The sequence below is a fragment of the Streptomyces sp. NPDC008092 genome (assembly GCF_042957285.1).
Classification (GTDB): domain Bacteria; phylum Actinomycetota; class Actinomycetes; order Streptomycetales; family Streptomycetaceae; genus Streptomyces.
The window spans coordinates 166,982-189,006 of record NZ_JBIBHY010000016.1; the positions used below are offsets into that span (position 1 = coordinate 166,982).

Genomic DNA, 22,025 nt, shown 5'->3' on the forward strand with positions numbered 1-22,025 from the left:
CCCCGACTGGGGTGCGGGCCCGCGGTTCGTGGGGTCAGCGGAAGACGACCGTGCAGCGGCCGTTGACCAGCACCCGGCTCTCGCTGTGCCACCGCACGGCGCGGGCGAGCACCTGGGCCTCCACGTCCCGGCCCAGCGCCACCAGCTCGTCAGGGGCGTGCGAGTGGCTCACCCGGACGACGTCCTGCTCGATGATCGGACCCTCGTCGAGGTCGGGCGTCACGTAGTGCGCCGTGGCGCCGACGAGCTTGACGCCGCGGTGGTGTGCCTGGACGTACGGCCGGGCCCCCTTGAAGCTCGGCAGGAAGGAGTGGTGGATGTTGATGGCCCGGCCGTCGAGCTGCTTGCACAGGTCGTCGGAGAGGATCTGCATGTAGCGGGCGAGCACCACCAGGTCGACGTCCAGCTCGCCGACCAGACGCAGCAGCCGGGCCTCAGCCTCCGCCTTGGTGTCCCGGGTCACGGGGATGTGGTGGAAGGGGATGCCGTAGGTGCGGGCCAGCGGCTCGAAGTCGCGGTGGTTGGAGACGATCGCCGGGATCTCGATGTTGAGCGCGCCCGTGGACCTGCGGAACAGCAGGTCGTTCAGGCAGTGGCCGAACTTCGAGACCATGATGAGGGTGCGGGTCGGCGTCGAGGCGTCGTTCAGCCGCCAGGTGATCCGGTGCTCTTCGGCGACCGGCACGAAACCGGCGCGCAGTTCCTCCAGCGAGACCGCGCCGTCCGGGACGTCGAAGTGCACCCGCATGAAGAAGCGGTCCTCCAGCCGGTCGTCGAACTGCTGGCTCTCCAGGATGTTGCCGCCGTGGCCGACCAGGAAGCCGGTGACGGCATGGACCAGACCGGCCCGGTCGGGACAGGACAGGGTGAGGACGAACTCGCGGCCGGGCTGCGGTCGAGGAGACATGAACATCCTCCCTGATGCGCATTGCGCAACAATGTGAGTGATACGCAACATGGTCCAGCCAAGAGGGGCGACGGGTCAAGAGGTCACGTTCTACTTGGCGCATCGCTTTGTATGATGCGCAACGCCCATCAGCCGCTGATCGCTTCACCTGCCGGAGTGGTGCGGCTCCGCGAGTCCCGTCAGATGCGCCGCACGCGACTCGCTCGTCTGTCCCTGGACCAGCAGGAACAGACCCTCCCTGGCCAGCCGTTGGGCGCGGTGGTCCAGCGACATCGCCCGGCCGCCGCCCGTCACCACCGCCGCGGTCGTGACCGCACGCATCAGCGTGAACGCCTCCGTCCGCACCGCCAGCCGCTCCGCCACGTGCTCGTCCGGCACCGGATGGTCGGCCAGCGCGTAGGCCCGGCGGCGGATCTCCGCCAGGCGGCCCCGCAGCACGGCCGCGTACTCCTCCGCCACCAGCGCCAGCGCGGCCTCCGCGATCCCGAAGACCGCCGGGTTGGCGTTGCGGGTCTTCGGGCGGTCCGCCGCCGCCCACCGCGCGAACGGCATCCGGAGCGCGACCGCCTCCTCCGGCACCCGCAGGCCGTCCAGGTCCAGGGAGACCGTCCGGGACGCGGTGAGCGCGGCCAGCCGCATCGGCTCCGACGGCCGCAGACCCGGCTGCTCCCGTGCCTCGACGAAGGCGAACAGGGCCTCGTCGTCCTCGGTCACCCCGGCCAGCAGCAGGACGTCGTTCAGGCCCCAGCCGGTGAACCAGGGCACGGTGCCGGAGAAGAGCCACCCGCCCGCGTCCCGCCGGACCCGGACGGGGACCCGCGGATACGACCGCAGATGCGCGTAGGCCACCCCCGACAGCAGCTCACCGCGCGCCAGCGGGCCCAGCAGGCGCTCCCGCACCGGCAGGTCGGTTCCCGCCAGGGTGAGCACCGGTGTCTGGTGCTGCGTCTGCACGAACCAGGTCGAGCAGCACGCCCCGGCCAGGATCTCCGCCGTCTCCCGCACCACGGCCGCGGGCGCCGCCGAGCCGCCGTAGGCCACCGGCGCGTTCAGCCCCAGCAGGCCCGAGCGCTTGACCGCCTCGATGTGGCTCGGGGGAACGCCCTCCTGGTCGACGCGCTCGGCGGCGGGGGAGAGGAGCCCGTCGGCGAGTTCCCGGGCACGGGCGACGAGCGGATGCGCGGCGATGGTCATGGCGAAGATTCTTTCGCCTTCCCGGCGCGCGGTGTCGATCCGGCGGCCCGCCGTTCGTGTCGAAGGCGGGATCACCCCACGGGTCTCCCCGCGGGTCTTCCCGCAGGACATCTCGCGGCACGCCTCACGGCGGTGGCCGAGGACGACGCGGCCGTCGCGCCCGCCGGCCGCCTGCCCGAACGGGTACACCTCGAACGGCGGCGGTGCGGACTCACCGGCCGAGCGGATGTGACCTTCGTCAAACCCAGTAGTTTCGGGCTGCCGGAATTTACTTCGGTCCATGAAAGGTTGCAATATGCATCTGATCGTCGAGACCCCGGTCGGGCCGTGCGGCCCGAGCGCATCACCAGCGAGGCATCCGTGAACCAGCCCACCCCCGAGCAGCCCGCCGACACCGTGGCCCGGCTGCGCGCCACCTTCCGCTCCGGCCGCACCAAGCCCGTCGAGTGGCGCACCGGCCAGCTCCGTCGGCTGCGCGCCCTGCTCACGGAGCGCGGCGACGAGATCGCCGCGGCCCTCCACGCGGACCTGGGCAAGAGCACGCGCGAGGCCTACGGCTCGGAGATCGACTTCACCGTCCGGGAGATCGACCACACCCTCGACCACCTGGCGGAGTGGCTGCGCCCCGAGTCCGCGCCGGTCCCCGAGCACCTGGGCGGCGACGCGTCCGCCTGGACGCAGTACGACCCGCTGGGTGTCGTCCTCGTGATCGCCCCGTGGAACTACCCGGCCCAGCTGCTGCTCGCCCCCGTGGCCGGCGCCCTCGCCGCCGGCAACGCGGTCGTCGCCAAGCCCAGCGAACTGGCCCCCGCGACCTCGGCCGTGCTGGCCCGGCTGCTCCCGGCCTACCTCGACACCGAGGCGGTCGCCGTCGTCGAGGGCGGCATCCCGGAGACCACGGCCCTGCTCGCCGAGCGCTTCGACCACATCTTCTACACCGGCAACGGCGTGGTCGGCCGGATCGTCATGCGCGCCGCCGCCGAGCACCTCACCCCGGTCGCCCTCGAACTCGGCGGCAAGTCCCCGGCGTTCGTCGACCGCGACACCGACCTCGCCGTGGTCGCGCAGCGGCTGGCGCGCGGCAAGTTCCTCAACGCCGGGCAGACCTGCGTGGCCCCCGACTACGTCCTGACCGACCCTGAGACGGCCGCGGCCCTGGAGCCCGCCCTGGCCAGAGCCGTCGAGGGGCTGTTCGGCGGCGAGCCCAAGGAGTCCGGCGAGTACGGCCGGATCGTCAACGAGCGCCACTTCGACCGGCTCAGCGCACTGCTCGGCTCGGGCCGGGTGGCCGTCGGCGGCGACACCGACCGCGCCGCCAAGTACATCGCGCCCACCGTGCTCGCCGACGTCGACCCGAAGTCCCCCGTGATGCAGGAGGAGATCTTCGGCCCGATCCTGCCCATCGTGACCGTCCCGGACCTCGACAGCGCGATCGGCTTCGTCAACGACCGCGACAAGCCCCTTGCGCTCTACGTGTTCAGCGGATCCGACGCCACCCGGGAGCGGTTCGCCGCCGAGACGTCCTCCGGTGCCCTCGGGCACGGCCTGCCGCTCGCCCATCTCACCGTCTCCGACCTGCCGTTCGGAGGGGTGGGGGAGAGCGGCATGGGCAGCTACCACGGCCGCTACTCCATCGAGACGTTCAGCCACCGCAAGGCGATCCTCAGCAAGCCCCTGAGCTGACCCGCGCCCACCCTCCGGGCCCGACCGCACCGACGCGGCCGGGCCCGGTTTCCGTGTTCCCTGGCGCAAGCGCGGTTGCCACGGCCCGGGGGCCGACGGCCGGTTGACTGGTCTACACCCTTGACTGGTACAGACCAAGGCAGTTGAGTGTGCCCCACACCCCCCACCGCGGCCGCACCCCCTCCGAGGGGCGCGGCCGTGCTCCGCAAAGGAGTTGACCCGTGTTGAGGCGCCGTATCGCCGCACTCCTGACCTCGCTGGCCATAGGCGGCTCCGTCCTGGTGCTCCAGGCGGCCCCCTCGGCCTCCGCCGCCGGCTTCGTCGTCAGCGAGGCGCAGTTCAACCAGATGTTCCCGAACCGGAATTCGTTCTACAGCTACAGCGGTCTCACCGCCGCCCTCAGCGCCTACCCGGCCTTCGCCAACACCGGCAGCGACACCGTCAGGAAGCAGGAGGCCGCCGCCTTCCTCGCCAACGTCAGCCACGAGACCGGCGGACTCGTCTACATCGTCGAGCAGAACACCGCCAACTACTCGCACTACTGCGACCGGAGCCAGTCCTACGGCTGCCCCGCAGGGCAGTCCGCCTACTACGGACGCGGTCCCATCCAGCTCAGCTGGAACTTCAACTACAAGGCCGCGGGCGACGCGCTCGGCATCGACCTCCTCAACAACCCCTGGCAAGTGCAGAACAACTCCGCCGTGGCCTGGAAGACCGGCCTCTGGTACTGGAACACCCAGAAGGGCCCCGGCACCATGACCGGCCACAACGCCATGGTCAACCAGGCCGGCTTCGGCCAGACCATCCGCTCCATCAACGGCTCCCTGGAGTGCGACGGCAAGAACCCGGCGCAGGTGCAGAGCCGGGTCAGCGCCTACCAGAAGTTCACCCAGATCCTCGGCGTCCCGGCCGGCAGCAACCTCTCCTGCTGACCCCGCAGTCAGGATCGTCCTCGGGGACGTCGTCAGGATCGTGTGCCAGACTCCGTCGATGACCTCCGAAACGATCACCGCGGACGCCTCCGGCACCTGGAAACTCGGCGACCTGCCCGTCCACCGCCTCGGCTTCGGCGCGATGCGGCTGACGGGCAGCGCCGCCTTCCACCACGGCACGCCGAGCGACCGCGACCGCTCGATCGCCGTCCTGCGCAAGGCCGTCGAACTCGGCGTGAACCACATCGACACGGCGGCCTTCTACTTCTCCGCCCTGCGCTCCGCCAACGAACTCATCAACACCGCCCTGTCCCCCTACCCCGACGACCTGGTCATCGTCACCAAGGTCGGCCCCTACCGCGACTACCACGGGGAGTGGGGCACCTCCGCCCGCCCCGACCAGCTGCGCGGCCACGTCGAGGAGAACCTGCGCCAGCTCGGCCGCGACCACCTCGACGTCGTCAACCTCCGCCGGATGCGCCAGGACTCGATCGCCGAGCACTTCGGCGCCCTCGCCGAACTGCGCGAGGCGGGGCTGATCCGGCACCTCGGCGTCTCCGACGTCGAACCGCGCCATCTCGACGAGGCGCTGGCCATCGCGCCGGTGGTGTGCGTGCAGAACCGCTGGGGACTCGACGCGGCGAACCCCGCCACCGAGGAGGTCGTGCGCATCTGCGGCGAACGGGGCATCGCCTTCGTGCCGTTCTTCGCCGTGGCCGGGGACGCCGGGGCGCTCGGCGCCACCGCCGACCACGACGACGAGGTCCTCGCCGTCGCCCGCGCCCACGACGCCACCCCCGCCCAGATCCGCCTCGCCTGGACCCTGCACCAGGGCCCGCACGTCCTCGCCATCCCCGGCACCGGCAACCCGGACCACCTGGCCGAGAACGTGGCGGCCGGCGCCGTCCGGCTCACCGAGGACGAGCTCACCCGGCTGAACGCCGTCCACGCCAAGGCCGGTTGACGTCCCGGCCCGGACCGCCCGCACCCCGTCCCGCACCAGGTGCCGACCGCGCAGCTGGCGCTCCCCGTGCCGGGCCCGCACCGGGTACGGCCGGATCCGGCGGAACGCGTACGACGGGCTGTCCCGGCGCGGGTCCCGGCCCGTCCGCGCTCGCAGCGCCCCGGCCGCCGCCCCGGCACGTCGGCCGGGGCGAGGACGGCCGCCTCCCCGTCGGGCAGCACGACGTCCCGCCCGTCCCCGTCCCCGAGCCCGAGCCCGAGCAGGGCCCGGCCGCCGTCCCGCGGGTCGCGCCCGGCCGGGGTCGGCGGGGGCGGACAGCCGCACCGCGTCCGCGCGCCGGACGAACCGGAACGGGACGGGACAGGGCGGCCCGTCGCCGTCCGCCGTGGCCACCCCGATGTCCGTCTCCGGCTCCAGAGAGGGCGAGGGCGCCGAGCCTGCGAGACTCGGGGGACGGGCCGGGTCCGCGCTCTTCATGGCCGCGAAGCCGTCGGCCGGGCCCGCTCCGCGCCTCGGGCCCGCCTCCCAGCCCCGGCAGCGCATGCCCTGTGACGGTTCCCCGGTCTGCGGTCGGGCCACCTCGCGCGGCGGGCTCCCCATAATGGATTCACGGGCGGTGGCCGCCGCCGGGCTGACTACACTGCCGTAGACGGTCTGCGGACCGAGGACGAAGAAGGGGTGAGGGACCTTCCATGGCCGACCCGAAGGACGAACGCCGGCCGGCCGGCGAACTGGAGGCGAGCGTCATGGCGGCGCTCTGGGCCGCCGGTGCGCCCCAGACCCCCGGGCAGGTGCAGCTGCGCCTCGGCACCGACCTGGCCCGCACGACGGTGACCACGATCCTGACCCGGCTGCACGACAAGGGCGTGGTCGAACGGCACCGGCAGGGGCGCGGCTACGCCTACGTCCCCGTCCAGGACGCGCAGGGCCTCACCGCGAAGCGGATGCACACCGAACTCGACCGGGACGCCGACCGGGAGACCGTGCTCGCCCGCTTCGTCGCCCAGCTCAACCCCGACGACGAGCGCGTACTGCGCGGCCTGCTCGAAGCCGACGAGCAATCCGGTGGATGATGATCGCACTCCTGGTCCTGCCGCTGCTGCTGCCGTTCGCCCTGCCGCCCCTGGCCCGCCGGGCGCTCGACCGGCTGGCCCCGGCCGTCGCGCTCCGGGCGATCACCGGCTCGGCCGTCGTCCTCGCGGGGTGCTCGCTCGCCGCGCTCGGCGCGTTCGTCCTCACCGGGCTGTTCAAGCTGCCGTTCTTCGCCGCGCTCGGCGAGCTGATCCGGCCACTGCACACCGCCTCCGACCGCTACGTGCTGCCGCTGGCCGCGGTGTCGGTGGGCGGCCTCGCCGTATGCGCCTGGACGCTCGCACGGACGGTGCTCAGGCAGGTCCGTGCCTTCCGCGCGGCCCGTACGGAGGCCGGGCGCGGGCCCACGGCGGGTGACCTGTGCGTGGTCGACTCGCCGTGTGCGGACGCGTACGCGCTGCCCGGCAGGCCGAACCGGATCGTGGTCACCACCGGGATGCTGCGCAGCCTCGACGGGAGCGAGCGGGAGGCGCTGTTCGCGCACGAACGTGCGCACAACGCGGGCGGCCATCACTACTACCTCGCCGCGGCCGAGCTCGTGGCGCACTGCCATCCGGCGCTGCGCGGGGTCCGGGACGTCATCCGGCTGGCCGTGGAGCGGGCCGCCGACGAGGCCGCGGCGAGCGCGGTGGGCGACCGGCGGCTGACGGCCCGTGCGATCGCCAGGGCCGCGCTGGCGGGGCAGGGCGGGGGCGTCGAGCGGCCGGCGTTCGTGCCGGGGGCCGCGTCGGGGCCGGTGCCGCAGCGGGTGCAGGCGCTGCTGGCCGCTCCGCGGGTACGGCGGCGGGCGGGGGTGTGGGGCGCCGTGCTGCTGCTGGTGGCTTGCGCGGGGCTCTCGTGTGCCGCTTCCGCGACCGGGATGATCGACTTTCATCACCGGGTGGAGGTCGCGCAGGGAGAGGCGGAGCGGTAGGGGCCGTGCCGGCGGTCGGCTGCGGGCCGGTGGGGGCTGGTCGCGCGGTTCCTCGCGCCCCTTGCAGGGCGCACCGGTGAGGTTTCCGCACGGGCGACTGGCATCCCCGTAGTTTTACGTATAACCTCTCCCGCTAACCGCTCCACCGAAAGGCCCCCATGCGACGCGTCGCCCTGGTCACCCTTGTCGTCCGCGACTACGACGAGGCGCTCCGCTTCTACACCGGGGCTCTCGGCTTCCGGCTGGTCGAGGACACGCCGCGCCCTGACGGCTCCCGCTGGGTCGTCGTGGCGCCCGGCGGGGAGGGGGACGGCCCCGGGCTGCTGCTCGCCCGCGCCAAGGACGAGGAGCAGCGGGCCCGCGTCGGCGACCAGACGGGCGGCCGGGTCGGGTTCTTCCTGCACACCGACGACTTCGCCCGCGACCACGCCCGGATGACCGCCGCCGGCGTGACCTTCCTGGAGGAGCCGCGGCACGAGCCGTACGGCAGCGTCGCCGTCTTCCAGGACCTCTACGGAAACCGCTGGGACCTGCTCCAGCCCGCCGCCTGACCGACCGCTCCGAACCACCTGCCGAGGAAACCCCCACCATGACCGCTACGCGCGTAGACGCAGCCGTGATCCGTCGCCTCCCCAAGGCCGTCCTCCACGACCACCTCGACGGCGGCCTGCGCCCCGCCACCCTCGTCGAGCTCGCGGCCGAGGTCGGTCACACCCTGCCCGCCACCGACCCCGACGAGCTGGCCGCCTGGTTCTTCGAGGCCGCCAGCTCCGGCGACCTGGTCCGCTACATAGCCACCTTCGAGCACACCCTCGCCGTGCTGCAGACCAAGGAGGGGCTGCGGCGGGTCGCCGAGGAGTACGTCCTCGACCTGGCCGCCGACGGTGTGGTGTACGGCGAGGTGCGCTACGCCCCGGAGCTGAACGTCAGGGGCGGGCTCACGCTGAACGAGGTCGTGGAGAGCGTGCAGGAGGGGCTCGCGGCCGGTATGGCGAAGGCCGCTGCCGCCGGCACGCCCGTCCGTGTCGGCACGCTGCTGTGCGGGATGCGGATGTTCGACCGGGTCCGCGAGGCCGCCGAGACGGCCGTCGCCTACCGGGACGCCGGTGTCGTCGGCTTCGACATCGCCGGCGCCGAGGACGGCTTCCCGGCCGCCGACCACCTGGACGCCTTCCGGTACCTGCGCGACGAGAGCGTGCCCTTCACCATCCACGCCGGTGAGGCCTACGGCCTGCCCAGCATCCACCAGGCGGTCCAGGCCTGCGGCGCCCAGCGGATCGGGCACGGTGTCCGCATCACCGAGGACATCGTGGACGGCAAGCTCGGCCGGCTCGCCGGCTGGGTGCGCGACCGCCGGATCGCCCTGGAGATGTGCCCCACCTCCAACCTGCAGACCGGCTGCGCCACCTCCATCGCCGAGCACCCGATCACCGCGCTGAAGGAACTGGGCTTCCGGGTCACCCTCAACACTGACAACCGGCTGGTCTCGGGGACGACGATGACCCGGGAGATGTCCCTGCTGGTCGAGGAGGCCGGCTGGACCGTCGAGGACCTGCGCACGGTCACGGTGAACGCCCTGAAGAGCGCGTTCATCCCGTTCGACGAGCGCAGGGCCCTCATCGAGGACGTCGTCCTGCCGGGTTACGCCGCCGCGCTCTGAAGCAGCCCCCGCAGGTAGGCCGCCTGTCCGACGTGCTGGAGGTCGTCGGACAGGACGCTCACCAGGCGTACGCCCAGCGTGACCGGCGGATCCCAGCGGATGTCGACGATCCGTTCGAGGGCCGTCGCGGGAAGTTGGCGCAGCACCCCCAGGGTCTGCTCGTGCACCGCGTCGTAGTAGCCGGTCAGCAGGTCGCCGGAGTCCACCGTGACCTTCGCGACGTCGGCGGGCGTGTGGCCGTACCCGTGGTCATGGGGCGGCAGGTCGAGGCCGAAACGCTTCTCCCAGCCCTGGGCCAGCCACACCTGGTCGAGGTCGAAGGCGTCGGCGATGTGGTCGTCCTGGATCCGGGTGAGGTGCCAGACGAGCCAGGTGATGGAGTTGGCACCGGGGGCAGGGAGCTTGTTGAGCAGGTCGGGGCCGACGCCGTCGAGGGCGGCGTGGACTTCTTCCTGGATGCGGCCGAAGCCGTCGATGAGGATGTCCCTTGCATGCATGCGACCACGATCGCGCATCGCCGGTCGTCATGCGTCCGGAATCCGGCTTCCGTGGAAGCCCGGCGGCACCCGGCCCGGCAGGTGCACCCGGGCCACCGGCTCGCCGGTCGGACCTCCGCGAGTCCGCGGCGACCGGCAGCCGGGGTCAGGAGGGACAGGCCTCGTCCGCGGGTGTGGCCAGGCCCCCTGTTTCGAGCAGGGTCATCAGCGCCCGGGCCGCCGGGCTGGTGGCCGTCTCGGGCGGCAGCAGGGCGACCGTCTCGTACGCCGTCTCGTCGGTGTCCTTGAGCGCGAGCGCGGTCAGTGTGGGGCGCTTGTGGCGGAAGTGGCGGGGTACGACGGCGACGCCGAGGTTCTCGTCGACCAGGTCGAGGAGGCTGTGCACGTCGTTGACCTCCAGGGCGACCGTCCGCCGCACCCCGGCCGACGCGAAGGCCGCGTCGGTGGTGCGGCGCGGGCCCCAGTCCGGGTGGAAGTCGACGAACACCTCGCCGCCGAGGTCCTCCGGGGTCACGGCCACGCCCGCCGTCGCCAGCCCGTGGCTGGGATGGCACAGCACGGTCATCGGCTCGCCGGTCAGGGCCACCGAGCGCAGCTGGTCGGTGTCGTCCTGGGTGCGGTAGGCGAAGGCCAGGTCGAGCCGGCCCGCATCCACCTCCTCGCCGAGCGCGCCCGAGCCGGCCTGCCGCAGCCGGATCTCCACGTCCGGGTGGCGGCGCCGGAACGCGGCGAGCAGCCCCGCCACGTGCACCCCGGCGATGCACTGCTCGGTGCCCAGCGCCAGTGTCCCGCGCAGCACGCCCTGCACCGCCGCCACCGCCTCGTGCGCCGACCGGACCTGGGCGAGGATGCGCTCCGCCTCGCCGAGCAGCGCCCGGCCCGCCTCGGTCAGCGTCACCCGGCGGGTGGTGCGCACGAACAGCGGCGCCCGCAGCTCCCGCTCCAGGGCCCGGATGGACGCGGACAGGCCGGACTGGGACACCATCAGCCGCTCGGCGGCCCGGGTGAAGTGCTGGTCCTCGGCGACGGCGACGAAGTGCTGGAGGTGGCGCAGTTCCATGATTGAGCAGCCTAGCCGCACAATTCCATCGGATTCTCCTGTTGGACCGCTTCCCGCGGCTCGGGAAAGAGTGGCACCGGTAGACCTGTGCCCACCCCTCTGGAGTCGCGTTGTACACCGCACACCCCGACCGCTACGCCGACATGCCCTACCGCCGCAGCGGCCGCAGCGGCCTGAAGCTTCCCGCGCTGTCGCTCGGCCTGTGGCACAACTTCGGGCCCGACCGGCCCGTGACGACCCAGCGCGCCATCCTGCGCCGCGCCTTCGACCTCGGCGTCACGCACTTCGACCTCGCCAACAACTACGGCCCGCCGCCCGGCGCCGCCGAGTCCGCGTTCGGTGAGGCACTGAAGGCCGACTTCGCGGCCTACCGGGACGAGCTGATCATCTCCACCAAGGCCGGCTACCTGATGTGGCCCGGCCCGTACGGCGAGTGGGGTTCGCGCAAGTACCTGCTGTCCTCGCTGGACCAGTCCCTGACCCGGATGGGCCTGGACTACGTCGACATCTTCTACTCGCACCGCCCGGACCCGGAGACTCCCCTGGAGGAGACGATGGGCGCCCTGCACTCCGCGGTCCAGCAGGGCAAGGCGCTCTACGTCGGCATCTCCAACTACTCGGCGGAGCAGACCCGCGAGGCCGCCCGGATCCTCGGCGAGCTCGGCACCCCGCTCCTCATCCACCAGCCGCGCTACTCGATGCTGGACCGCCGCCCGGAGACCGAGGGCCTGCTGGACGCCCTCGACGAGCTCCAGGTCGGCTCCATCGTCTTCTCCCCGCTGGAGCAGGGCCTGCTCACCGGCCGCTACCTCGACGGCATCCCCGAGGGGTCGCGGGCCGCGAGCGACAGCCCGTTCCTGAACTCGGACGCGGTCACCGAGGACCTGGTCGCCCAGCTGCGCGACCTCGACGAGGTCGCCAAGGGCCGCGGCCAGACCCTGGCCCAGCTCGCCCTGTCCTGGGTGCTGCGCGGCGGCCGGGTGACCTCGGCGCTGATCGGCGCCAGCAGCCCGCAGCAGGTCGAGGACTGCGTCGGCGCCGTCGGGAACCTCGACTTCGACGCGGAGGAGGTGGCGCGGATCGACGCGATCGTCAACCGGTGATCGAGGCGACCGGCGCCCGGTGGCCGACCCGAATCGTCACCCGGTGACCGGCTCGATCGTCAAACGGTGAACCGTTCGGCGAGGCGGACGCACACCGCGTCCCCCTCGCCCTTTCCGATCGCCCTGCGGACGTCGGCCCGCACGGGGAGCTTGTGGGTGCCGCCCTTCGCCGGGCCGCGGCGCAGTACGGCGGTGAATTCCACGTCCAGCAGTGTGGTCGTACTCATGAGGGTCCTTTCCTCGCGGTGGTCGCTCTCGGCCGGGCGACCGCCGCGAGCGCGTGCACTCATCGCGAGCGCGTGAACCAGTCGCGGGCGCCGGCTCACGCCCCGGCCGTGCTCACTGAGCGTGACCCGCGCCAAAACCGGCCACCGGAGCGCGGCCTTCCGCCTGGGGCACCGGTTCCCGGCCGAAGCGGGCGGTGTCGTGGTGGCCGTCGACGACCCGGGGCGGACCGGGGTCGAACCCGGGGACTGCCGGAGCGCCGCCGCGGGCACGGCCGTGAGCTGCGCGGATTCGGTGCCCCTGCTCGGGGAGGGCGGGTGTGACCGCCCTCCGGGGCGCAGGCCCCGGCGACCGGCCTGCCCGGCCCCTCCGGCCCGGTGGTGTTCCAGGCCGTGAAGCGGCGGGCGGCGGCGGCCCGGTGACGGTCGGTGTTCACGGACCGGGCGCATCGGCCTCCACCGGGGTCGTCGCCGCTGGTCAGGGACGGGCGGCGGCTTGCGGCGGTCCGCCGGCCCCACCGTGCCCCGGTCCGCGTGCCGGGCCGGTCGCCCCTCGGGTAATGAAGGCAGCTCTACGCAGCTCGCGCATATCGGCCAATTCGCAGGGGGAATATGCCAAGAGACTGGCTGGAAAGGTGTGGTGACAGTGTTTCGAAAGTGAACATACTCGAATGTCAGGAGCACTTCACCGCACAGGAGCCGCACGGAAACCCGGCCGCGACGGCACACCGGCGAGCTACGGGGGAGTGATCGTGCACGACGAATTCCTGTGCCATGTCACGGCATACGGCACGTGCGGCGGGCAACGCATCGGCGTCCCGCTCGGCACCTACCGTGCGCCGACCCTGGCACTGGCGCTGTGGTGGTTACGGGACCGGGCCACCTGGATCGCGGAACGCCTCGACCCCTTACCCGAGAACCCCCGGTTCCCGCAGGGGGCGCTCGTCCCGGTCGCGGAGACCGTCTCCGACGTGCCCGGCCTGCTGCGCGCCTGGTGCGCCGACACGGCCCGGCAGGAACTGGTCGCCGACGAGCTGGCCGACGGGCGGCTGGTGCGGATCGCGCTCCAGGACGACACCACGGAGTACGAACTGCTCGCCGAGTCCATCGACGCCCTGAGGATGCAGCGCACCATCCCGGCCCTCGTCGTCCCCGTCGCCTGACGCGTGACAGCCGCCGCCCGGGCGGCCACGACCAGGCGCGGAAGGGGACCGATCGGTAGAATTCTGCTCATGGCGGAGTGGCCGGTCGCCTCGACGGCGCCCGAACTCGTCCTGGAGACCGACACGGGATCCACGGTGATGAGCCCGGGCCGCGACTACCACGTCGGGCGGGACCCGTTGAGCGACATCGTCATCGACGATGCCCGGGTCTCGTGGCACCACGCGGTGCTGCGGCCCGACGAGGGCCACTGGACCCTTGAGGACGAGCAGAGCACCAACGGCACCTACGCCGACGGCCGCCGCATCCGCGAGTGGGAGGTCGGACCGGGCACCGTGATCCGCTTCGGCAGCCCCGCCGACGGGCCGTCCGCCGTCCTGAGCGGCCGCCCCGCACCCGCCGCGGACCGCCCCTCCGCCGTCTCCATGCCCGCCCGGACCGGCACCTTCCGGCAGCCCTCCTCGGTACGGCGGCTCCCGGCCCGCACGGTCCGCATCGGCCGGGCCACCGACAACGACATCGTCCTCGACGACCTGATCGTCTCCCGCCACCACGCCGAACTGCGCACCCACCCCGACGGCAGCCACGAGATCGTCGACCTCGACAGCCACAACGGGACCTACCTCAACGGCCGCGCCGTCGGCCGCGCCCCGCTCGGCCCGCGCGACGTCGTCGGCATCGGCCACTCGGCGTTCAGCCTGGTCGACGGCGAGCTGCAGGAGTACGTCGACACCGGCGAGGTCTCCCTCGACGTCCAGGAACTCACCGTCGCCGTCGACCACGGCCGCAAGATCCTGCTGGACCACGTCTCCTTCCCGGTCGGCGAGAAGTGCCTGCTGGCGGTGGTCGGACCGAGCGGCGCCGGCAAGTCCACCCTGCTCGGCGCCCTCACCGGCCAGCGCCCCGCCGAGCACGGCACCGTCCTCTACGACGGCCGCGACCTCTACCGCGACTACGCCGAACTGCGCCAGCGCATCGGACTGGTCCCGCAGGACGACATCCTGCACGTCCAGCTGACCGTGCGCAGCGCCCTCACCTACGCCGCCGAACTGCGCTTCCCCGAGGACACCGCGAAGGCCGAGCGCCGGCAGCGGGTCGACGAGGTCATCCGGGAACTGGGCCTCGAACAGCGCGCCGAACAGCCCGTGCACAGCCTCTCCGGCGGGCAGCGCAAGCGGGTCAGCGTGGCCCTGGAGCTGCTGACCAAGCCGTCCCTGCTCTTCCTGGACGAGCCGACCTCGGGGCTCGACCCCGGGATGGACCGCTCGGTGATGAACATGCTCCGCGGCCTCGCCGACGACGGCCGTACCGTCATCGTCGTCACCCACAGCGTGCTCAGCCTCGACGTCTGCGACCGCCTCCTGGTCCTCGCGCCGGGCGGCCGGACCGCCTACTTCGGACCGCCCGGCGACGCCCTCGGCTTCTTCGGGTTCGACGAGTGGCCCGAGGCGTTCGAGGCGTTCGAGCGGGACACCGGCCGGGACTGGGCGGGGGAGTACCGCGCCTCGTCGTACCACCGGAAGTACATCGTGAACTCCAGCGCCCAGCCGGTGGTGCCGCGCTCCGGGCCGGTGGCCGCGGCCCCGCCGCCGCGACCGCGCAGCTGGAGCGCCCAGTTCTCGACGCTGGTGCGCCGCTATGCGGCCGCGCTCGCCGCCGACCGGACCTTCCTCGCCATCATGATCGGGCTGCCGTTCGTGATGGGCGCCATGGCCCGCGCCGTCGCGGGCAACAAGCTCACCTTCGACACCGCGACCAACGCGCTGCTCACCCTGTGCGTGGGCGGGGTGCTGACCGGCGCCGCCAACGCCGTGCGCGAACTGGTCAAGGAACGGGTCATCTACCAGCGCGAGAGAGCCGTCGGCCTGCCCAGATCGGCGTACGTGATGTCGAAGGTCGTCGTCCTCGGCGCCATCACCGTGCTCCAGGCGGTCGTGCTCACCCAGGTCGGCCTGGCCGGCGTCGACCTGAACGCGCCCGGCGGCGACGGGGTGCTGATGCCGCCCCTGCTGGAGATCACCGTCGCCGTGGCCGTGCTCTCCTTCACCGCGATGATGCTCGGCCTGCTGATCTCCGCGCTGGTCCGCAAGGAGGAGGTGACGATGCCGCTGCTTGTGCTGCTCACCGTCGTCCAGGTCGTCTTCTGCGGGACCCTGCTGAAACTGAACGGCGTGCCAGGACTCGAACAGGCCGCCTGGCTGGTGCCCTCGCGGTGGGCGCTCGGCGCCATGGCCGGCACCGTCGAACTGCACCGGATCGTGCCCGGCACCCTCACCGCCGACCCCCTCTTCCGGCACTCGGCGGGCGTCTGGCTGCGGAACATGGTCATGCTGGTGGTGCTGGCGGTCGTCTTCGGCTGCGTGCTGTCCCGGCTGCTGCGCCGCCACGAACCGGCCGTGATGCGGAAGTAGGCGACCGATGACGACGACGCCAGGATTCCGGCCCACCCATGTCGTCCCCGGCGACGGCATGCCCGCCTGGGAGGCCCCCGACCCGGCCCGGCCCACCGTCCCCCTCGACGCGCTGCTGCCCGTCCAGCTCGTGGAACGGCACGGCGACTGGGCGCGCATCAGCTGCGCCAACGGCTGGTCCGCCTGGGTCGACGGCCGCTACCTCGTCGCCGTACCCCAGGACCCGCCCGTCACCGGTGGCCTGCCCACCGAGGCCACCGACCCGCGCCCGCTCCTGACCCGCGCCGCCGAGGCGCTCACCGGCTACCGGGCCGCCGTCGAGGAACTGGCCGTCGGCGGCCTCGACGGGGAGTCCTTCCGCGGCCGTACCCACGGGCTGCGCATCGGCGTGGTGGTCGACGGGGAGTCGGTGTGGCTCTACGACCCCGCCGAGGGACGCTGGCTGTACGGCGACGGACGGCGGCTGTCCACGTACGTCACCGACCGCGCGGAGCCGGGCGGCGACCGCCCCGGGCACGATCCGACCAGGGTGGTCACCACCGACGGTGACCGCTGATGTCCGGCAGCGCCGCCGAACTGCTGGCCGAACCCGTCGGCAGGGAGGTCGCCGGCTACCGGATCGAGGGCCGGCTCGGCCGCGGCGGCATGGCCGTCGTCTACCGCGCCCGCGACCTGCGCCTGGACCGCACGGTCGCGCTGAAGCTGCTGGCTCCCGAACTCGCCCGCGACGACACCTTCCGCCGGCGCTTCACCCACGAGTCCCGGGCCGCGGCCGCGATCGACCACCCGCACATCGTGCCGGTCTTCGAGGCCGGCGAGACCGACGGCGTCCTCTACATCGCGATGCGCTACGTGGACGGCCGCGACCTGCGCCATCTCCTCGACCGGGAGGGCCCGTTGGCGTTCCCGGTGGCGGTGCGGATCGCCGCCCAGGTGGCGTCCGCGCTGGACGCCGCCCACGACCACGGCCTGGTCCACCGGGACGTCAAACCGGGCAACATCCTGGTCGCCCGGGGCACCGACAGCGACCACCCCGAGCACGTGTACCTCACCGACTTCGGCCTCACCAAGAAGTCCCTGTCCCTGACCGGCTTCACCTCCGTCGGCCAGTTCGTCGGCACCCTCGACTACGTGGCCCCCGAACAGATCGTCGGCCGGCCGGTCGACGGCCGCTGCGACCAGTACGGCCTCGCCTGCGTCGTCCACGAGACCCTGACGGGCCGTCCGCCGTTCGTCCGCGAGGACGACACGGCCGTGCTGTGGGCCCACCGCAACGAAGAGCCGCCTGCCGTCACCGCCTCGCGTCCCGACCTCGACCGGGCCGTCGACACGGTCTTCGCGAAGGCCCTCGCCAAGGCGCCCGACGACCGCTATCCCACCTGCCTCGCCTTTGTCGCCGCCCTGCGCACGGCGACGTCGCGCGACGAGCGGCCCCCGACCCGGCCGCCGCCGCCCTGGGCGGGCCCGGTCTTCCGGGGCCGTTAGGGCATCCGGAGCCGCCCGGCGGCCCTCAGCCGGCCGCCACCTCGCCCCGCCGGTGCACCGGGCGGGCAAGGAGTGCGCCCAGGAACCCGGCGACCAGCCCCCACAGCGCGCCCAGGCCCACCGCCGACCACAGCGCGGGCTCCAGCAGCAGTTCGCCCGACAGGTTCCCGCCCAGGTCGCCGATGCCGAGCAGGGAGAGGCCGTAGTGGGCGGAGATCCGCCCGCACAGGCACAGCGTCAGCATCGTCAGCGCCAGGGCGACCGCCAGGTGCAGGGCGTGCTGCCAGGCGCGGATCCGGGCCGGGGAGCGGGCCGCCATCAGGACCGCGGCCGCGAGCAGCAGCACCGCGGCCACCCCGGCCAGCCACCACCAGCGGCCGTCGTGGGCCGTGACGGTACGCAGGTTCAGGGTCGAGACGTCGGGCGTGCGCAGCACCTCCGCGAGCACCTTCGGCACCGGCAGCCCGAACGGGCCGTCGACCCTGCCCCTCCAGGTGGCGCCGAGCCCGAGCGTGAGGGCGAGCCAGGCCAGGTTGGGCAGCCCGAGCAGGATCACCGCGAGAGTCTCCCTGGCGTGCCCGCGGGACACCATCGCGGCCAGGGCGATCACCAGGGCCAGCACGACGTACGCCAGCACGAGCACGACCATCGCGTAGGCCGCCGGGCGCACCGAGGCCTGGAAGCGCAGCAGGCGCCCCGGCAGCGGCGCCCCGCGCGACACCAGCAGCGCCAGCAGCAGGATCCCCGCCAGCCACAGCAGCCCGAACCCGGCCGACTGCGGCACATCGGTCGTGAAGCCCGCCCGCGGTGCCGCGCCGAGCGCGTCGGTGAGGTCGCTGAGCACACCGCTGCCCACGTCCACGGCGAAGGTGTGCCGGGCGCCGAACGCGAGACCGGTCAGCGCGAGCAGCCACAGCACCGCGATCCGGGCCGCCCACCCGGCGAGTTCCCCGGCCCCGGCCACCGCCCGGTGCCGCAGCGGCCGCAGGAAGCCCCCGGCGGCGACCAGCGCCCCGACCAGCGTCACCGACAGCGGTACGACCGTCAGCCCGGTGTTCGTGCGCGCCAGTTCGCCCGCGTTCCCCGACAGCTCGACGGCACCGCCGACCGCCGTCACCACGGTCGCGAGGACGACCGGCAGGAACGCGCCCTTCGGCAGGTCCGCCGCGCCCGCCGCCCACAGCCCCACGGCGGCCACCACGAGCATGGCGACCGACGCGGCCAGCACCACGGCCAGGGCCGGCGGCCAGCCGTGCCGGGCCACGGTCCGGCCGGCCGGCACGGCCACCGGGCGCTCGGAGGCGGTTCGGGGGCGCACGCTGCCACGCTAGGCAACCCCCGGACCCGCCGCCTGCCGGGTGGTCCGTCCGCGTCGGCCGACGCGGACGGACTCGGCCGCCATCGGCTCCGCGTCGGCTTGCGGACGGTACCGGACCGGCGCACATTGGGCTCGATATGCCCCAAATGAGGCATTTTTCATGAATGCCGTTTACCGCACTGGGGAGATGAGCGCGTGAGCGTCGAACCGCCGTCGTCCGGCCGTCCCACAGGACCCCCCTCCGGCCCCCTGTCCGGGCCCTCCGGGCCACCCCCCGGACCTCCCTCGCAGCCGCCCGGAGGCGGCGACGGCCAGGGCGGGGAACCGCACCGGCCGTGGTGGAGGTCGGTGCCCCGGGTCGCGACACTCACCACGGCCGTGGTGGTCGCCGCCGCCCTGGTCGTGGTCCTCACCCGTTCGGGCGACAGCTCCGGGAAACGCGGTGAGGTCTTCCTGCAGGCCGCCAACAGCTCCGGCCAGGACCCGTTCACCGAGTCCACCGCCAAGAAGGGCTCCGCGGCGCCGCTGTCCGCGGCCCCGGCCGCGTCGGCCGCGCCGGCGAACGAGGTGCGGGGGGTCGACGGCGGGGCGCCCGGCCTCTACAGCGGCACGAAGGACAGCGGCAGCTGCGACGTGGAACAGCAGATCAAGTACTTCCAGGCCTCGCCCTCGCGCAACAGGGCGTTCGCCTCGCAGGTCGGCGTCCAGCCGTCCGGCGTCCCCGCCTACCTGCGCTCCCTCACCCCCGTACAGCTGCGCGCGGACACCCGGGTGACCGCCCACGGCTACCGCGAGGGCAAGGCGACCACTTACCAGTCCGTCCTCCAGACGGGTACCGCCGTCCTGGTCGACGGGCACGGCGTGCCCCGGCTGCGGTGCGCCTGCGGCAACCCGCTGGCCCCGCCGGTCGCGCAGCGCACCACCCCGAGGACCACCGGTACCGCGTGGGCCGCGTACCGGCCCGCGAACGTGGTCGTCGTCGCCCCCGCCGCGCAGGTCATCAAGGTGTTCGTCGTCTTCGACCACGAGCACGGCGACTGGTTCGGCCGCCACCGGGGCGACCACACCGGGCACCACGACCGCCCGGCCAGGCCCCCGGCCAACCCGGACCCCATCAACCCGCCCGGTCACCAGGGCTGCCCGCCCGCGTCCGGGAAACCCGGGAAACCCGGCACCGCGCCGTGCCCGCCGGTCTCGTCCGGCCCGTCGACGCCGGCGAGCCCCGGGAACGGCTCCAAGCCCCCGTCGCCGAACTCGCCGTCGTCGAGCCCGCAGTCCCCGAACTCGCCGTCGCAGTCGCCGCCGTCCGGGAAGCCGTCCGAGAAGCCGTCGTCGAAGCCGCCGTCGTCCGAGTCGCCGTCCGGCAGGCCGCCGTCCGCGCAGTCACCGGGCTCGAAGCCGCCGTCCTCAGAGCCTCCGAAGTCGGAGCCCCCGAAGAACGAGTCACCGAAGTCCGAGCCTCCGAAGTCCGAGCCTCCGAAGTCGGAACCCCCGAAGTCAGAGCCTCCGAAGTCCGAGCCACCGAAGTCGGAGCCTCCGAAGAGCGGAAACGAGTCCCCGAAGAGCGAGGCGCCGCCGTCACGTCCCCCCGAGTCGCCGGGGCCCGTCTCCCCGGGGCCGCCTTCCTCGGCGCAGCAGCAGGGACCGCCGTCCCCGGCGTCGCCCGGCCCCCGGTCCGCGCTGTCCCCCGCAGCCCCGGGGTCCCCGGCCCAGCAGGCACCCCCCGGCTCGGCCGGCGCCGGCTCGCCGGGACTGTGACCTGCGCGACGTGAGGTGTGCGCGGTCGGCGAACACTCCTGGGGACTGCCGGAGCCCGCTCGGGGTACGAGCATGGATGCAACAGTGACCGGCCGGGCCGGCCTCCTGGAGAGACACGCATGATCGAAAACCTGGGCGGGGCAGTGATACCGACTGGCTTCGACGTACCCGTGGAGCCGCTGCGACGCGCGGCGCACTACACCGGCGAGCCCGGCTGCATCGCCGAGGCCCGGGACTTCGCGGCCGGTTTCCTGGAGCAGCTCAGGACCGAGTGGTGCGCCGCGATCGACCCCCGGGCCGACGGCGAGCTGCTCCTCGTGGTGAGCGAGCTGGTCACCAACGCGGACCGGCACAGCAACGGCCCGTACATCCTCGAACTGGAGGGCACGGACAGCGCGGTCCTGGTCTCCGTGTACGACAGCAGCGGCGCCCTGCCCCGGCGCTTCCCCAAGGACCCCGAGCGGGTCGGCCGGCACGGGCTGGAGATCGTCCATGCCCTGGCCGCGGAGGTGGTCGCCGAACGGGTACCGGTCGGCAAGCGGGTGCGCGCACTGGTGCGATTCCCCCGCTGAGCCGATGGGGCCGCCGAGCCGGTGAATCGGTGAGTCACCACGGGCGCCGCCCCACGCGCCGGTGCGGGGCAGCGCCCGTGGTCCCGCCGTCAGGCGCAGCCGAGCTCGCCCAGCATCCCCTGACGCAGCCGCGTGATGATCCGCTTGATCAGGCGGGAGACATGCATCTGGGAGCAGCCGAGCCGCTCGCCGATCTCCGCCTGGGTGGCCTCCTCCACGAACCGCAGGTGGATGATCTCCCGGTCCCGTTCGCTCAGTTCGGCCATGAGCGGGGCCAGCGACTGGAAGTCCTCCACGAGCCGCAGCCCGTCCTCCTCGACCCCGATGAAGTCGGCCAGCACCGCCTCGCCGTCCTCCGGGCCGTCCCCGGTCAGCGCGGCGTCCAGGGAGGAGGAGTTGTAGCCGTTGGCGGCCAGCTGGCCCTCGACCACCTCGTCCTCGGACAGGTTCATGAGCGTGGCCAGCTCGGCGACGCTGGGTTCCCGGTCCAGGCGGCTGGAGAGCTCCTCGCGCGCCTTGGCCAGTTCCACGCGCAGCTCCTGGAGGCGGCGCGGTACGTGCACCGCCCAGGTGGTGTCACGGAAGAACCGCTTGATCTCGCCCACGATGTACGGCAGCGCGAAGGAGGTGAACTCGACCTCGCGCGACAGCTCGAACCGGTCGATGGCCTTGATCAGGCCGATCATCCCGGTCTGGACGATGTCCTCCATGTCGTCGCCGCGGTTGCGGAACCGTCCGGCCGCGAACCGCACCAGCGACATGTTCATCTCGATGAGCGTGTTGCGGGCGTACTGGTACTCGGGCGTGCCCTCCTCCAGCTCCCCGATCCGCTGGAAGAACTGACGGGACAACGCGCGTGCGTCGCGCGGGGCGACGGTCCTCGGGTCCTCGATTCCTGGCAGTGCCCCCTCCGGCGTCCACGCCTCGACGGGGTGAGCGGTGTTCACTGCTTCCGACCGGATCCCGGCGGTGTTCATGTCCTCTCCCAGGTCACTCACGTTGCGGCGGCTGCCTCTTCGGCCGGTGTCGTCCCGGCCCTGTCCAGGTGTCGCCCTGGCCCGGGTACCCGGAACCGGACGTCTCATGCGTGC

General features: G+C 73.1%; 20 protein-coding genes and 1 pseudogene. 14 read left to right on the top strand and 7 right to left on the bottom strand.

Features of this window, described 5'->3' with window-relative positions:
- Positions 1-34 precede the first annotated feature (34 nt).
- Together purU and ACFZB3_RS40230 are read right to left on the bottom strand one after the other, a co-directional pair.
- Positions 35-907 (bottom strand): formyltetrahydrofolate deformylase, encoded by an 873-nt coding sequence (gene purU, locus ACFZB3_RS40225; protein ID WP_391385910.1) that lies wholly within the window; start codon positions 905-907, stop codon positions 35-37.
- 144 nt (positions 908-1,051) lie between these two features.
- The gene (locus ACFZB3_RS40230; protein WP_391385912.1) at positions 1,052-2,101 is read right to left on the bottom strand and encodes an acyl-CoA dehydrogenase family protein; all 1,050 of its coding nucleotides are present in this window, start codon (positions 2,099-2,101) and stop codon (positions 1,052-1,054) included.
- 228 nt (positions 2,102-2,329) lie between these two features.
- Between ACFZB3_RS40230 and ACFZB3_RS40235 the strand changes: the two genes are divergently transcribed.
- The 7 genes from ACFZB3_RS40235 (at position 2,330) to ACFZB3_RS40265 (ending at position 9,345) form a co-directional block, all read left to right on the top strand.
- A complete protein-coding gene (locus ACFZB3_RS40235; RefSeq protein ID WP_391386158.1) occupies positions 2,330-3,784 on the top strand; it encodes an aldehyde dehydrogenase family protein in 1,455 nt (484 codons plus the stop codon).
- A gap of 221 nt (positions 3,785-4,005) precedes the next feature.
- On the top strand, positions 4,006-4,716 hold the full coding sequence (locus ACFZB3_RS40240; protein ID WP_391385915.1) for a glycoside hydrolase family 19 protein: 711 nt from the start codon (positions 4,006-4,008) through the stop codon (positions 4,714-4,716).
- A gap of 58 nt (positions 4,717-4,774) precedes the next feature.
- Complete coding sequence (locus ACFZB3_RS40245) at positions 4,775-5,680, top strand: oxidoreductase (RefSeq protein ID WP_391385918.1); 906 nt, start codon at positions 4,775-4,777, stop codon at positions 5,678-5,680.
- 692 nt (positions 5,681-6,372) lie between these two features.
- The gene (locus ACFZB3_RS40250) at positions 6,373-6,753 is read left to right on the top strand and encodes a BlaI/MecI/CopY family transcriptional regulator (RefSeq protein WP_391385920.1); all 381 of its coding nucleotides are present in this window, start codon (positions 6,373-6,375) and stop codon (positions 6,751-6,753) included.
- Positions 6,753-7,685: a M48 family metalloprotease gene (locus tag ACFZB3_RS40255; RefSeq protein ID WP_391386161.1), complete on the top strand. Its 933-nt coding sequence runs from the start codon at positions 6,753-6,755 to the stop codon at positions 7,683-7,685. Before ACFZB3_RS40250 ends, ACFZB3_RS40255 begins: the two co-directional genes overlap by 1 nt.
- Positions 7,686-7,843: 158 nt before the next feature.
- On the top strand, positions 7,844-8,236 hold the full coding sequence (locus tag ACFZB3_RS40260; protein WP_391385922.1) for a VOC family protein: 393 nt from the start codon (positions 7,844-7,846) through the stop codon (positions 8,234-8,236).
- 38 nt (positions 8,237-8,274) lie between these two features.
- Positions 8,275-9,345 carry an adenosine deaminase gene (locus ACFZB3_RS40265; RefSeq protein WP_391385925.1) on the top strand — a complete coding sequence of 357 codons (1,071 nt, stop codon included), beginning with the start codon at positions 8,275-8,277 and terminating at the stop codon, positions 9,343-9,345.
- Here ACFZB3_RS40265 and ACFZB3_RS40270 read toward each other — a convergent pair.
- Positions 9,327-9,842 (bottom strand): DinB family protein, encoded by a 516-nt coding sequence (locus ACFZB3_RS40270; protein WP_391385928.1) that lies wholly within the window; start codon positions 9,840-9,842, stop codon positions 9,327-9,329. The genes ACFZB3_RS40265 and ACFZB3_RS40270 overlap by 19 nt on opposite strands.
- 145 nt (positions 9,843-9,987) lie before the next feature.
- Positions 9,988-10,902, bottom strand: coding sequence for a LysR substrate-binding domain-containing protein (locus tag ACFZB3_RS40275; protein WP_391385932.1), 915 nt, complete (start codon positions 10,900-10,902; stop codon positions 9,988-9,990).
- Between the two features lie 110 nt (positions 10,903-11,012).
- Between ACFZB3_RS40275 and mgrA the strand changes: the two genes are divergently transcribed.
- Positions 11,013-12,005, top strand: a complete 993-nt coding sequence (mgrA, locus tag ACFZB3_RS40280) for an L-glyceraldehyde 3-phosphate reductase (RefSeq protein ID WP_391385936.1) — start codon at positions 11,013-11,015, stop codon at positions 12,003-12,005.
- 59 nt (positions 12,006-12,064) lie between these two features.
- On the opposite strand, the gene ACFZB3_RS40285 is transcribed toward mgrA, so the two are convergent.
- Entirely contained in the window at positions 12,065-12,232 is a 168-nt protein-coding gene (locus ACFZB3_RS40285) for a DUF1905 domain-containing protein (RefSeq protein ID WP_391385939.1), read from the bottom strand.
- A gap of 749 nt (positions 12,233-12,981) precedes the next feature.
- Between ACFZB3_RS40285 and ACFZB3_RS40290 the strand changes: the two genes are divergently transcribed.
- The 4 genes from ACFZB3_RS40290 (at position 12,982) to ACFZB3_RS40305 (ending at position 17,286) form a co-directional block, all read left to right on the top strand.
- Positions 12,982-13,392, top strand: coding sequence for a hypothetical protein (locus tag ACFZB3_RS40290; RefSeq protein ID WP_391385941.1), 411 nt, complete (start codon positions 12,982-12,984; stop codon positions 13,390-13,392).
- 69 nt (positions 13,393-13,461) lie between these two features.
- Positions 13,462-15,801, top strand: a complete 2,340-nt coding sequence (locus tag ACFZB3_RS40295) for an FHA domain-containing protein (protein ID WP_391385945.1) — start codon at positions 13,462-13,464, stop codon at positions 15,799-15,801.
- A 7-nt stretch (positions 15,802-15,808) separates the two neighbouring features.
- Positions 15,809-16,357: a hypothetical protein gene (locus ACFZB3_RS40300; protein ID WP_391385949.1), complete on the top strand. Its 549-nt coding sequence runs from the start codon at positions 15,809-15,811 to the stop codon at positions 16,355-16,357.
- Positions 16,357-17,286, top strand: a complete 930-nt coding sequence (locus ACFZB3_RS40305) for a protein kinase (protein WP_391385950.1) — start codon at positions 16,357-16,359, stop codon at positions 17,284-17,286. Before ACFZB3_RS40300 ends, ACFZB3_RS40305 begins: the two co-directional genes overlap by 1 nt.
- A gap of 25 nt (positions 17,287-17,311) precedes the next feature.
- Here ACFZB3_RS40305 and ACFZB3_RS40310 read toward each other — a convergent pair whose 3' ends face one another.
- Positions 17,312-18,604: a streptophobe family protein gene (locus tag ACFZB3_RS40310; protein WP_391385953.1), complete on the bottom strand. Its 1,293-nt coding sequence runs from the start codon at positions 18,602-18,604 to the stop codon at positions 17,312-17,314.
- Positions 18,605-18,799: 195 nt separating this feature from the next.
- On the opposite strand from ACFZB3_RS40310, the pseudogene ACFZB3_RS40315 reads away from it, so the two are divergent.
- Both ACFZB3_RS40315 and ACFZB3_RS40320 read left to right on the top strand, forming a co-directional pair.
- Positions 18,800-20,041 (top strand): annotated as a pseudogene (locus ACFZB3_RS40315) (DUF6777 domain-containing protein); the annotation flags it as partial.
- A gap of 440 nt (positions 20,042-20,481) precedes the next feature.
- The gene (locus tag ACFZB3_RS40320; protein ID WP_391385956.1) at positions 20,482-20,934 is read left to right on the top strand and encodes an ATP-binding protein; all 453 of its coding nucleotides are present in this window, start codon (positions 20,482-20,484) and stop codon (positions 20,932-20,934) included.
- 89 nt (positions 20,935-21,023) lie between these two features.
- Here ACFZB3_RS40320 and ACFZB3_RS40325 read toward each other — a convergent pair whose 3' ends face one another.
- On the bottom strand, positions 21,024-21,911 hold the full coding sequence (locus ACFZB3_RS40325) for a SigB/SigF/SigG family RNA polymerase sigma factor (protein WP_391386166.1): 888 nt from the start codon (positions 21,909-21,911) through the stop codon (positions 21,024-21,026).
- Positions 21,912-22,025 lie beyond the last annotated feature (114 nt).

Coding starts and splice junctions, on each gene's coding strand:
- purU (WP_391385910.1), bottom strand. CDS start 907: ATGTCTCCTCGACCGCAGCCCGGCCGCGAGTTCGTCCTCACCCTGTCC.
- ACFZB3_RS40230 (WP_391385912.1), bottom strand. CDS start 2,101: ATGACCATCGCCGCGCATCCGCTCGTCGCCCGTGCCCGGGAACTCGCC.
- ACFZB3_RS40245 (WP_391385918.1), top strand. CDS start 4,775: ATGACCTCCGAAACGATCACCGCGGACGCCTCCGGCACCTGGAAACTC.
- ACFZB3_RS40250 (WP_391385920.1), top strand. CDS start 6,373: ATGGCCGACCCGAAGGACGAACGCCGGCCGGCCGGCGAACTGGAGGCG.
- ACFZB3_RS40255 (WP_391386161.1), top strand. CDS start 6,753: ATGATCGCACTCCTGGTCCTGCCGCTGCTGCTGCCGTTCGCCCTGCCG.
- ACFZB3_RS40260 (WP_391385922.1), top strand. CDS start 7,844: ATGCGACGCGTCGCCCTGGTCACCCTTGTCGTCCGCGACTACGACGAG.
- ACFZB3_RS40265 (WP_391385925.1), top strand. CDS start 8,275: ATGACCGCTACGCGCGTAGACGCAGCCGTGATCCGTCGCCTCCCCAAG.
- ACFZB3_RS40270 (WP_391385928.1), bottom strand. CDS start 9,842: ATGCATGCAAGGGACATCCTCATCGACGGCTTCGGCCGCATCCAGGAA.
- ACFZB3_RS40275 (WP_391385932.1), bottom strand. CDS start 10,902: ATGGAACTGCGCCACCTCCAGCACTTCGTCGCCGTCGCCGAGGACCAG.
- ACFZB3_RS40285 (WP_391385939.1), bottom strand. CDS start 12,232: ATGAGTACGACCACACTGCTGGACGTGGAATTCACCGCCGTACTGCGC.
- ACFZB3_RS40295 (WP_391385945.1), top strand. CDS start 13,462: ATGGCGGAGTGGCCGGTCGCCTCGACGGCGCCCGAACTCGTCCTGGAG.
- ACFZB3_RS40300 (WP_391385949.1), top strand. CDS start 15,809: ATGACGACGACGCCAGGATTCCGGCCCACCCATGTCGTCCCCGGCGAC.
- ACFZB3_RS40305 (WP_391385950.1), top strand. CDS start 16,357: ATGTCCGGCAGCGCCGCCGAACTGCTGGCCGAACCCGTCGGCAGGGAG.
- ACFZB3_RS40320 (WP_391385956.1), top strand. CDS start 20,482: ATGATCGAAAACCTGGGCGGGGCAGTGATACCGACTGGCTTCGACGTA.
- ACFZB3_RS40325 (WP_391386166.1), bottom strand. CDS start 21,911: ATGAACACCGCCGGGATCCGGTCGGAAGCAGTGAACACCGCTCACCCC.